Source organism: Streptomyces sp. NPDC001450 (assembly GCF_053597295.1).
Genome location: NZ_JBSFHY010000021.1, coordinates 96,599 through 107,101, shown reverse-complemented (window position 1 = coordinate 107,101; position 10,503 = coordinate 96,599). Strand labels below are relative to the sequence as shown.

At 70.3% G+C, this 10,503-nt stretch carries 12 protein-coding genes and 1 pseudogene; 4 read left to right on the top strand and 9 right to left on the bottom strand.

Translation table 11 applies throughout. The annotated features are described in order from the left end of the window. Positions 1-8 precede the first annotated feature (8 nt). Positions 9-368: an NADH-quinone oxidoreductase subunit A gene (locus ACWC5O_RS23615; RefSeq protein ID WP_003992243.1), complete on the bottom strand. Its 360-nt coding sequence runs from the start codon at positions 366-368 to the stop codon at positions 9-11. Between the two features lie 745 nt (positions 369-1,113). Here ACWC5O_RS23615 and ACWC5O_RS23610 point away from each other — a divergent pair. After that, positions 1,114-1,926: a C40 family peptidase gene (locus ACWC5O_RS23610; RefSeq protein ID WP_450585280.1), complete on the top strand. Its 813-nt coding sequence runs from the start codon at positions 1,114-1,116 to the stop codon at positions 1,924-1,926. Positions 1,927-2,058: 132 nt separating this feature from the next. On the opposite strand, the gene ACWC5O_RS23605 is transcribed toward ACWC5O_RS23610, so the two are convergent. Both ACWC5O_RS23605 and ACWC5O_RS23600 read right to left on the bottom strand, forming a co-directional pair. Next, entirely contained in the window at positions 2,059-3,033 is a 975-nt protein-coding gene (locus ACWC5O_RS23605; protein ID WP_450585282.1) for an FAD-dependent oxidoreductase, read from the bottom strand. A 232-nt stretch (positions 3,034-3,265) separates the two neighbouring features. Further along, positions 3,266-3,826, bottom strand: a pseudogene (locus ACWC5O_RS23600) (FAD-dependent oxidoreductase); the annotation flags it as partial. 192 nt (positions 3,827-4,018) lie between these two features. On the opposite strand from ACWC5O_RS23600, the gene def reads away from it, so the two are divergent. Further along, entirely contained in the window at positions 4,019-4,642 is a 624-nt protein-coding gene (def, locus tag ACWC5O_RS23595; RefSeq protein WP_450585284.1) for a peptide deformylase, read from the top strand. Here def and ACWC5O_RS23590 read toward each other — a convergent pair whose 3' ends face one another. Further along, the gene (locus ACWC5O_RS23590) at positions 4,643-5,977 is read right to left on the bottom strand and encodes a geranylgeranyl reductase family protein (RefSeq protein WP_450585286.1); all 1,335 of its coding nucleotides are present in this window, start codon (positions 5,975-5,977) and stop codon (positions 4,643-4,645) included. It lies immediately after the preceding gene. Between the two features lie 46 nt (positions 5,978-6,023). Here ACWC5O_RS23590 and ACWC5O_RS23585 point away from each other — a divergent pair, with 46 nt between their 5' ends. Further along, positions 6,024-6,530 (top strand): GNAT family N-acetyltransferase, encoded by a 507-nt coding sequence (locus ACWC5O_RS23585; RefSeq protein WP_450585288.1) that lies wholly within the window; start codon positions 6,024-6,026, stop codon positions 6,528-6,530. A gap of 119 nt (positions 6,531-6,649) precedes the next feature. Further along, entirely contained in the window at positions 6,650-6,958 is a 309-nt protein-coding gene (locus ACWC5O_RS23580; RefSeq protein WP_450585290.1) for a PASTA domain-containing protein, read from the top strand. 24 nt (positions 6,959-6,982) lie between these two features. On the opposite strand, the gene ACWC5O_RS23575 is transcribed toward ACWC5O_RS23580, so the two are convergent. From ACWC5O_RS23575 to ACWC5O_RS23555, 5 genes are all read right to left on the bottom strand, one after another. Beyond that, positions 6,983-7,678, bottom strand: a complete 696-nt coding sequence (locus tag ACWC5O_RS23575; protein WP_450585292.1) for a demethylmenaquinone methyltransferase — start codon at positions 7,676-7,678, stop codon at positions 6,983-6,985. A 31-nt stretch (positions 7,679-7,709) separates the two neighbouring features. Then, positions 7,710-7,853, bottom strand: a complete 144-nt coding sequence (locus ACWC5O_RS23570; RefSeq protein ID WP_450585553.1) for a hypothetical protein — start codon at positions 7,851-7,853, stop codon at positions 7,710-7,712. Positions 7,854-7,880: 27 nt separating this feature from the next. After that, positions 7,881-8,480, bottom strand: a complete 600-nt coding sequence (locus ACWC5O_RS23565) for an imidazolonepropionase-like domain-containing protein (protein WP_450585294.1) — start codon at positions 8,478-8,480, stop codon at positions 7,881-7,883. A gap of 17 nt (positions 8,481-8,497) precedes the next feature. Further along, positions 8,498-9,697: a cyclic dehypoxanthinyl futalosine synthase gene (gene mqnC / locus ACWC5O_RS23560; RefSeq protein WP_450585296.1), complete on the bottom strand. Its 1,200-nt coding sequence runs from the start codon at positions 9,695-9,697 to the stop codon at positions 8,498-8,500. Between the two features lie 71 nt (positions 9,698-9,768). Further along, the gene (locus ACWC5O_RS23555) at positions 9,769-10,494 is read right to left on the bottom strand and encodes a prepilin peptidase (RefSeq protein WP_450585298.1); all 726 of its coding nucleotides are present in this window, start codon (positions 10,492-10,494) and stop codon (positions 9,769-9,771) included. Positions 10,495-10,503: the final 9 nt, after the last annotated feature.

Genomic DNA, 10,503 nt, shown 5'->3' with positions numbered 1-10,503 from the left:
AAGGCCCCTCAGTCCCATTCCAGGCCGCCGCGCCGCCATACGTACGCGTACGCGACGAAGACGGTGAGCACGAAGAGCAGCATCTCCACGAGCCCGAAGATCCCCAGGGCGTCGAAGGTGACGGCCCAGGGGTAGAGGAAGACGATCTCGATGTCGAAGACGATGAAGAGCATCGCCGTCAGGTAGTACTTGATGGGGAAGCGCCCGCCGCCGGCCGGCGTGGGGGTCGGCTCGATGCCGCACTCGTAGGCCTCGAGCTTGGCGCGGTTGTACCGCTTCGGACCGATCAGCGTGGCCATGACCACGGAGAAGATCGCAAAGCCTGCCCCGAGGGCTCCCAGTACGAGGATGGGCGCATAGGCGTTCACCGCTCCTCGCTCCTCTCAGTCGGCACTGACTGGTGGCGGTTGCACTGGGCTCACACCCGCCTCACCGGTCCCACGAGCCCCGCTCGTCCCGGGCGAAGATCGAGAACATGTGAAGCAGGTCACAAGCCCAACTGCCTCGCATCTTATGCCCGACGCTCTGTGATCTGCGACACGGGGTATTACACAAGCTTTGTGATCTCCACCACCTGACGAAGGATCATGAAGTCGGATGATGGGTGATCTTCGTACGCGAAGCGTTCAGGTGATCACCAGAAGTGACATTTTCGCTCGTCGCCGCAGGCCACAGGGGGCGTCTCCATATCAAGAGAGTTCCGCTGCATGCAAATTGGTGCTGGACCCGGCGCCCTGATAGAGGACCGCATTCACACATCAGGGGGAGCTCCGAGGCGGGATGTGGACGGGCGGCGAATGCGTGCACACGTTCACGAGCTCCCGCCCGCGCATGACGCCACCCATCCGGTAACCGTTCCGTGACCTCCGCCACATCCATGAGAGCGGCCTGAGAACCGGGCTTGGCCATCCATCCGAACCAGTGGTAGGTGCGGGGCAATTCGGACGTAATGATCAAAGACCGTGATCAAGGGCTTGATCACGGTCGTCCGTAATGTCCGTTACGGCGTCAATAAAGAGCGACACGCCCGGGCTTCGAGGTCTCGATTGAACAACTGTGGCGCAGCACACGTTTCTTGAAGATATGAAGGAGCCCCTGGTACCGGTTATTCCCATGTCCCACACCGCTCACATACGCAGCCACCGGAAGCCCCGCCGCAGCGGCGCGTCGACCATCGCCGTGCGGGCCGGAGTTGCCGGTGGCGTCCTCGGCACCCTGGCAGTCGCCGGGGCGTCCGGTTCGGCGAACGCTGCCGAGCCGGTGACGCAGACCCTCGAACTGCCCACCCTGACGGCCGACCTGGCCGCTCAGGTCGCCCAGTCCGCGGACGCCACGCAGCAGGCCGCCGCGAACTACCAGCTGCAGGCCGAGCGTGACCAGGCCGCCGCAAACGCCGCGAAGCAGGCCAAGGCGGACCTCGCGGACGCGAAGCAGAAGGCGGCGGAGGCCAAGAAGAAGGCTCAGGAGGCCGCCCGCAAGGCAGCCGCCGAGCGTGCCTCGCGCAGCGCGGAGCGGACGACGCTCTCCACCACGGCGAGCACCAGCACCTCCACCAGCACGTCCACGGCCACCGGTTCGGCCGCGGCGGTCCTCGCCTTCGCCAAGGCGCAGATCGGCAAGAGCTACGTTCTGGGTGCCTCCGGCCCCAACGCGTGGGACTGCTCCAGCCTCGTCCAGGCCGCCTTCAAGCAGGTCGGCGTCAGCCTGCCGCGCGTCTCCCAGGACCAGTCGACCCAGGGCACCCAGGTCTCGCTGAGCAACCTGCAGCCGGGCGACATCCTCTACTGGGGCAGCGCGGGCAGCGCGTACCACGTGGCGATCTACGCCGGCGACGGCATGTTCGTCGGTGCGCAGAACCCGTCCACCGGCATCGTGGAGAAGCCACTGTCGTACGACCCGCCGACCGGCGCCGTGCGGGTGCTCTGAGCACTCCGCACGCCACTCACGCGCGTAGGGCCGCAGCCGCTCGGGGGCAGCGGCCCTTCGGGCACATCCCGTGCCCTCATCCGCGATTCCGGTCATCTCCGGGGCGATCCGTGCGAATTCCCCCCATTGGGCTCATCCCAGGTCGAAGGTGTTGGGTATACCGAGCCGGTAGCGCAGCTCGTCGACGCGTTTGAGCGGTTCCATCTCGGGCGGGCGGAACAGCTCCCAGATCCGGCAGCGCTCGATGTCCGAATTGTCCGCGTCCAGGAGGGCGTTGACGGCTCGGCGCGCGGACTCGTTGGCGCCCTCCATCGTCGCCAGGTCCACATCCGTGCGGACGTAGTCGCCGGCGAGGAAGAAGTTGGGTACCGCCGTCCTCGCCGTCGGACGGTTGTAGAGCGTCCCCGTGGGGTGGATGAGGAGCTGTTCCCGGTTCTGCGGGTCGGGGCCGCCCAGGCCCGTGACCGCGGGGTCCATGAACCAGCCGAGCCGGTCCTCGTCCCTGAGCGTCGTCCTGCCGGAGTCATTCACCCCGTCCTTCAGCTGGGCCCAGAGTTCGGCGACGATCTCCTCTTTGGTGCAGGCGCGGGCCGTCTTGCCGTACAGGATGCCGGGCTTGTCCCATTCGGAGATGATCGCGGACAGGCAGTCGTGGGCCTGCCCGTCCCCGTAGTCGCGCGCGAAATCCCGCACGTCCCAGAACTGGGCCTGGCCGACGCCCGTCACCGCCCAGGGTGAGTCGAGGCAGTTGATGTGCCCGTGGACCACGGGTGTGGGCGTGCGCAGATAGAACTGGACGCCGGTCATCCAGTCGGTCTTCAGGGCGTCGCAGCGGCCGAGCCGAGGGTCGGCGGCGCGCAGGGCCCGGCCCCAGGTCTTGCGGGCGTGTTCGACGGGCAGCGCGCAGACGTACTGGTCGGCGGTGACCGTGCGCTCCTGGCCGCCGTCCCGGGCCGAGACGCGGATGCCCTCGTACACCACCTCCCGCACCTGGGTCCCGAGCACGAACTCGACACCGAGGGAGCGCAGGTGCTTCTCCCAGGGGTCGATCCAGGCCTCGCTGGTGGGGGCGTTGAGGACACGGTCGATGTCGGCGTCGCCGTCCATGCCCCGGCCGAGCAGACCCCACAGGAGCAGGGCCTCGATGATGACGCGGCCGACGATGGGGGCACCTCCCTGCTCGAGCGAAGCCGAGAGCTTGGGGGAGGGTGGAGGCGATCTCGGCGCGGGTGGCCACCAGGTTGCGGGTCTGGCCGATGCCGAGGAGAACCTGGTACTCCCTGCTCATCTCGCCGGCCCGGATGAAGTCCCACCACGCCGTCTTCTCCCACTGGTCCTCGCGGCGGGCGTCGCAGCTGGTGAGATGGACCAGGAGGCGGTCGGCGAAGTAGGCGGCCTCGTGGGCCGGCAGGCGGCCGCCGAGATCCAGGACGGACAGGATCTGGTCGCGGAGCCAGGACGGGGTGATGTCCCCGGGCGCGGGCGGGGTGGTGACCCGTCGCAGGGGGAAGTGCAGGTCCGGGCGGCCGGAGCCGCGGGCGAACAGGGCCTCGGTGCCGCTGCGGAGGTTGTCGTGGACGCCGTTCGCGTTGCCGGGGACGGGGATACGGCGCATCGTGTCCGGCAGGTTCCGGTAGAAACCGGGGAAGAAGCGGAAGCCGTGTTCACCCGGGAGCGGTCTGCGGCCGCCGGCGCCCGTGGCGGGGACGTCCATCGAGCGGGCCTTGCCGCCGAGGTGGTCGTAGTACTCGTAGACGGTGACGGCGTAGCCGCGTTCGGCGAGTTCGTGGGCGGCGCTGAGGCCGGAGACTCCCCCGCCGAGGACGGCGACCCGCTTGCCGGCGGCCGGGGTCGCCGCGGCCGCCGTCGAGGCCGCTCCTAAGGCGGCGGCACCGGCCACACCCCCGGCGACCGCTCCCCCGGCCGCCGTCAGGAAGCGCCTCCGGGAAGGGCCCACGTGTCCGGCGGGCCCCTATGACTGCTGCGCGTGTTCTGTTGTCATGAGTACCGGAGGGTAGGGAGGGGCGCCGGAGGCCGGAAGCCCGCAGCCCTGTCACCCACAGCATCCTCACAAACACAAGGAGACACAGCGATGCCACGCGTATTCGTCCAGGGCAGCCCCGCCGACCACTACCCGCGTCACGCCCCCGAGGCCAAGCGCGGTGCGGTGCGCCGTATCACCGAGGTCGGCGAGGAGGTCCTGCACAAGCCCTGCCGGGATGTCACGGAGTTCGGGCCCGACCTCGCCGCGCTCATCGACGACATGTTCCTCACCATGTACGTCGCCGAGGGGGCGGGACTGGCGGCGAATCAGGTCGGGGTCGATCTGCGCCTGTTCGTGTACGACTGCCCCGATGACGAAGGAAACCGGCATGTCGGACACATCGTCAATCCCGTGCTCGAGACGCCCCTGAGCGGCCGGCGGCTGCTGGACGAGGGCGAGGGGTGCCTGTCGGTGCCGGGCGCCGTCATGGCCGTACCGCGGCCGGACCGGGCCGTCGTGCGCGGGCAGGACAGGGACGGCAGTCCCCTGGTCATCGAGGGCACGGGGTACTTCGCGCGCTGCCTCGCCCACGAGACCGACCACACCAACGGGTACATCTACCTGGATCGGCTCTCCAAGCGGGAGAAGAAGGACGCGCTGCGGCAGATGGCGGACCGGCGGGAGGAGGTGTTCGCCCGCCGGACCGCCAACGCGGCGGCTCTCAGCGCCTGATCACGCCTTCGGGGCCACCTTGCTCAGGCCGTTGATGATGCGGTCCATCGCGTCGCCGCCCGTCGGGTCGGTGAGGTTCGCCAGGAGCTTCAGGGTGAACTTCATCAGCTGGGGGTGGGTGAGACCGCGCTGGGCGGCGATCTGCATGACCTTCGGGTTGCCGATGAGCTTCACGAAGGCGCGGCCGAGGGTGTAGTAGCCGCCGTAGGTGTCCTTGAGGACGCGCGGGTAGCGCTGCAGGGCGATCTCGCGCTGGGCGGGCGTGGCCCGCGCGTGGGCCTGGACGATGACGTCGGCGGCGATCTGGCCGGACTCCATGGCGTAGGCGATGCCCTCGCCGTTGAAGGGGTTCACCAGGCCGCCGGCGTCACCGACGAGCAGCAGGCCCTTGGTGTAGTGGGGCTGGCGGTTGAAGGCCATGGGGAGGGCGGCACCGCGGATGGGGCCGGTCATGTTCTCGGGGGTGTAGCCCCAGTCCTCCGGCATGGACGCGCACCAGGCCTTGAGGACCTCGCGCCAGTCCAGCTCCTTGAAGGCGGCGGAGGTGTTGAGCACGCCGAGGCCCACGTTGGAAGTGCCGTCGCCCATGCCGAAGATCCAGCCGTAGCCGGGCAGCAGACGGTCCTGGGGGCCGCGGCGGTCCCACAGTTCCAGCCAGGACTCCAGGTAGTCGTCGTCGTGGCGCGGCGAGGTGAAGTACGTGCGCACCGCGACGCCCATCGGGCGGTCCTCGCGGCGGTGCAGGCCCATCGCCAGGGACAGCCGGGTGGAGTTGCCGTCGGCGGCGACGACGAGCGGCGCGTGGAAGGTGACCTCGCGCTTCTCCTCGCCGAGCTTGGCCTTAACGCCGGTGATACGGCCCGTGCGGTCGTCGATGACCGGCCCGCTGACGTTGCACAGCTCGAAGAGCCGCGCTCCCGCCTTCTGGGCCTGGCGGGCGAGTTGCTCGTCGAAGTCGTCGCGCTTGCGGACGAGACCGTAGTTCGGGTAGGCGGCGAGATCCGGCCAGTCCAGCTGGAGTCGCGAGCCGCCGCCGATGATGCGCAGGCCCTTGTTGCGCAGCCAGCCGGCCTCTTCGGAGATGTCGATGCCCATCGCCACGAGCTGCTTGACCGCGCGCGGGGTGAGGCCGTCACCGCAGACCTTCTCCCGGGGGAACTCGGTCTTCTCCAGCAGGAGGACGTCGAGTCCGGCCTTGGCGAGGTGGTACGCGGTGGTGGAGCCGGCTGGCCCCGCGCCCACGACGATCACATCGGCGGTGTTGTCGGAGAGGGGCTCGGTCACGGCGGGATCTCCCCAAGGTTCGAAATCTGCGTGCCGACGGGCACTGGACATGGGCAGTCTATTCAGCAGAATTGATCACCGGCTGAAGGGCTGCCCCGTGAACCGAGCTCTCCCCGCAGTACAGCTGCGAGTGCCCACCGACGAGGACGCGTTCGCCTGGCACCGGGCCTTCGCCGACCCCGAGGTCATGGAGTTCCACGGCGGCAGGTCCGCCGAACTCTCGGTCTACGAGGAGCTGACCGCGCGCCAGCGCCGGCACGACGCGGAGCGGGGGTTTTGTCTGTGGTCGGTGCTGGACGACTCCGGTGACCTCGTCGGCTTCACCGGGGCCCAGCCGTGGCCGCACGAGTGGGGGCCGTCGGGCGAGATCGAGATCGGCTGGCGGCTCGGCCGGGCGCACTGGGGCCGGGGATACGCCACGGCGGCCGCCGAGGCGACGCTGGAGCGGCTGCGGGCGGCGGGGGTACCGCGCGTGGTGGCGATGGTCGACGCGCGCAACGAGCGCTCCATCGCGGTCACCCGGCGCCTCGGCATGCGGCTCGCGGAGACGTTCGTGACCCCGTCCTCGGCACGCGAAGGGCGCTGCTACCGACTTGATCTGTGACTCAGTGTAATCAAGTGTTACAGAAAGCCACATGACGCTTCCGGGCGGCACGCGACCGGGTTACCCTGCCAGTACCGCTGGGGGTGACATCTGTGCGTATAACACCCAAAACACCCGAAGTGCGCGTTCCTCGTCTGGTCGGCCTCATGGCCGTGGACGCGCGCGAGACGGCCCAGGCGCGGGGTCTGTTCCTGAACGCGCCGGACCGACCGGACTTCCACCTCGCGGTCGTCGACTACGTCGTACGGCAGTACCCGCAGCCCGGCGCCGAGGTGCCGCGGGACTCCATGGTGTACGTGTGGTTCGACTTCGGTGAGGGCGAGGGCGGCGGGGGCGTGCGCGAGCCACGCATCCCACGGCCGCCCAGGGGCGGAATGCAACGCGAACTGGGCGAGCCCGGGGACACCTTCGAGATGATCGACCGGTGAGACGCCGACACCCGCCGCCGGGGCTCAGCTCTCCTTGAAGCCCCGGTGCAGCGCGACCACACCGCCAGTCAGGTTGCGCCAGGCCACCTTCGACCAGCCCGCCTTGCGCAGCCGCTCGGCGAGCGCGGGCTGGTCGGGCCAGGCGCGGATGGACTCGGCGAGGTAGACGTACGCGTCCGGGTTCGAGGACACCGCGCGCGCGACCGGCGGCAGGGTCCGCATCAGGTACTCGGTGTAGACGGTCCGGAACGGCGCCCACGTCGGGTGCGAGAACTCGCAGATCACCACCCGGCCGCCGGGCCGGGTCACCCGGTACATCTCGCGCAGTGCGGCGTCCGTGTCCTGCACGTTGCGCAGCCCGAAGGAGATCGTGACGGCGTCGAAGGTGTCGTCCTTGAACGGCAGCCTCGTCGCGTCGCCCGCCGTGAACGGCAGCCAGGTGTGCCTCTTCTTGCCGACCTGGAGCATCCCCAGCGAGAAGTCGCAGGGGACCACGTACGCCCCCGTCTGCGCGAAGGGCAGCGAGGAGGTCGCCGTACCGGCCGCGAGGTCGAGGACCTTCTGCGCGGGGCGCGCGTCGACAGCCTTCGCCACCTCCTTGCGCCAGCGCCGGTCCTGGCCGAGCGACAGCAGGTCGTTCGTCAGGTCGTACCGTTCCGCCACGTCGTCGAACATCGAGGCGACTTCGTGCGGCTGCTTGTTCAGGGAAGCGCGGGTCACCCGCCCATTCTTGCAGCACGGCATCCCGGGATCAGTCGCGGCTTACCCGCCGGCCCGCGGGGTGCGGGGCGATGGTGATGTCGGTGTCCTCGGCGAGGGTGTCCTCACTCATGCCGCCGGCCTGGAGGACGGCTTCGCGGCGGAACGCGCCGATCGCGCCCTGGATCGTCGGCATGCGGCGCATCCCCGGTACGAGCCGTGATCAGCGGCCGCGGTACACCAGCCGCCCTCCGATCACGGTCGCCACGCAGGTCCCGGCGCCGCGCCGGACCAGTTCGGCGCGGTCCGCGACGTCGAACACGGCGAATCGGGCGGGGCCGCCCGGCACCAGCATCGGCAGCAGGATCAGCGGGGTCGGGGACAGCGCCGCCGGGCCCGGGAGACGGTCCGGCCGCTGTCCCATCGCGAGCCCGGCTCTGCGCACCGCGTCGACCACGGCCCGCGACCGCAGCTCCCCGGCCACCGCCACGGTGCCGTGCGCCAGCATCCGCTGCACCCCGCGCCGCGCGCTCGCGCCGAGGCGGGCGGGGTCGGCGCGGAGGATCTCCCGCGCCCGTTGCCCGCCGATGGGCTCGGTACCGAGGGCATCGGCCTCGCGCGGGTCGGGATGGTACGTGGCCTCCAGCAGCTCCGGGCCGTACGGGTTCAGCAGCCCCGGCGTCAGGATGCCGGGCCAGCGCCGCACCCTCGCCCGCGGGTGGGCGGCGGCCAGTTCCCGGTACGGGCCGACGGCGGCGACGGACGCCCCATCGACCAGAACCGCCGCCTCGGGCGACTGCTCGGCGACGTGAAGTGTCAGCACGGAACCCCTGGTCGGCTCTAGTTGGACGCGAGCAGCTTCAGTTCGGGATGTGCCGTCCCGCCCTCGATCGCCGTGGACGAGATGTGCGACATCACCCGCTCGTCGACGGGGTCGTTCGCCGGGTCGTCGTGCACGACGAGGTGCTCGTAGGTCGTGGCGCGCTGGGCCGGGACGCGGCCCGCCTTGCGGATGAGGTCGATGATCTCGAGCCGGTTGGATCGGTGCTTGGCGCCGGCCGAGGAGACCACGTTCTCCTCCAGCATGATCGAGCCGAGGTCGTCCGCGCCGTAGTGCAGGGACAGCTGGCCGACCTCCTTGCCGGTGGTCAGCCACGAGCCCTGGATGTGCTGGACGTTGTCGAGGAAGAGGCGGGCGATCGCGATCATCCGCAGGTACTCGAAGAGCGTCGCCTGGGTGCGGCCCTTCAGGTGGTTGTTCTCGGGCTGGTAGGTGTACGGGATGAAGGCGCGGAAGCCGCCCGTGCGGTCCTGTACGTCCCGGATCATGCTCAGGTGCTCGATGCGCTCGGCGTTCGTCTCGCCGGTGCCCATGAGCATGGTGGACGTGGACTCCACGCCCAGCCTGTGCGCGGCCTCCATGATCTCCAGCCAGCGCTCGCCGCTCTCCTTCAGGGGCGCGATGGCCTTGCGGGGGCGGGCGGGGAGGAGTTCCGCGCCGGCACCCGCGAAGGAGTCGAGGCCCGCCTCGTGGATCCGGGTGATGGCCTCCTCGACCGACACCCCGGAGATACGGGCCATGTGCTCGACCTCGGAGGCGCCCAGCGAGTGGATCACCAGCTGCGGGAAGGCGTCCTTGATGGCCTTGAAGTGCTTCTCGTAGTACTCGACGCCGTAGTCGGGGTGGTGGCCGCCCTGGAACATGATCTGGGTGCCGCCCAGCTCCACGGTCTCCGCGCACCGGCGCAGGATGTCGTCGAGGTCGCGGGTCCAGCCCTTGGCGGTGTCCTTGGGGGCCGCGTAGAAGGCGCAGAACTTGCACGCCGTGACACACACGTTCGTGTAGTTGATGTTGCGCTCGATGATGTACGTCGCGATGTGCTCGACACCCGCGTACTTGCGGCGGCGTACGGCGTCGGCGGCGGCGCCCAGCGCGTGCAGCGGGGCGTCGCGGTAGAGGACGAGCGCCTCTTGCGGGGTGATCCGCCCACCGGCAGCGGCACGGTCGAGGACAGACTGGAGGTCGGCCTTCTCGGTCACCAGGGGTCCCTTTCGTCAAGGGTTGTGGACGGACTGATCCAGCCTACGCCAGGCGTTTCGGCCGTCTGCGCTCAGGCCGCGTACGCGCCGATCAGCAGCCCGGCGAAGGCTCCGGCGATGAGGAAGGGCCCGAACGGGATCACCGTCTTGCGGCCCGCTCGTCGCGCGACGACGAGGGCGCCGCCGTACAACGCCCCGAGCAGGAAGCCGGCGAAGGTGCCGAGCAGGACCGTCGGCCAGCCGTACCAGCCGAGGACGGCGCCCATGCCGAGGGCCAGCTTCACGTCGCCGAAGCCCATGCCGGCCGGGTTGATCAGGTACAGCACGTAGTAGCCGCCGCCGAGCGCGAGGGCGCCGTACAGCGCGGTGAGCCAGTGACCGGCGTGCTCGGGCAGCAGCGCGACGAGGCCGAGCAGGACGAGCCCGGCGGCCGCGAGCGACAGGGTCAGCGGGTCGGGCAGCCGCCGCACCCGCAGGTCGACGGCGGCCAGCAGCACCCACACCGGCGCGAGCAGCAGCCAGACCCCCAACTCGGGCCGGGTGCCGGTGGCGGCGGCGAGGGCGGCGCAGGTGAGGGCGGTGGCGGTGGTCAGGGCGGCGGACGCGTCGTCCGCCGCCCGCGCGCACTCGCCGCACCGTGCCCGTCCGAGCCATCCGCGGATCGGGTGGCCGTCCGGGCACCGCTCCCGCCACGGCTCCTCGTCCGGGGCGGCGAAGCGGTAGGCGGCCCGGGGCAGCAGCGCGCCCGCCACCGCGCCCCACAGCGCCGCGACGAGGACCAACGCGCCCGTGCTCATGGGGAGATC

Bases quoted from the DNA above. Each gene is read 5' to 3' on its own strand.
- ACWC5O_RS23610 (WP_450585280.1), top strand. From the start codon at position 1,114: ATGTCCCACACCGCTCACATACGCAGCCACCGGAAGCCCCGCCGCAGC.
- ACWC5O_RS23605 (WP_450585282.1), bottom strand. From the start codon at position 3,033: ATGGACGGCGACGCCGACATCGACCGTGTCCTCAACGCCCCCACCAGC.
- def (WP_450585284.1), top strand. From the start codon at position 4,019: ATGCCACGCGTATTCGTCCAGGGCAGCCCCGCCGACCACTACCCGCGT.
- ACWC5O_RS23590 (WP_450585286.1), bottom strand. From the start codon at position 5,977: ATGTCCAGTGCCCGTCGGCACGCAGATTTCGAACCTTGGGGAGATCCC.
- ACWC5O_RS23570 (WP_450585553.1), bottom strand. From the start codon at position 7,853: ATGCCGACGATCCAGGGCGCGATCGGCGCGTTCCGCCGCGAAGCCGTC.
- ACWC5O_RS23555 (WP_450585298.1), bottom strand. From the start codon at position 10,494: ATGAGCACGGGCGCGTTGGTCCTCGTCGCGGCGCTGTGGGGCGCGGTG.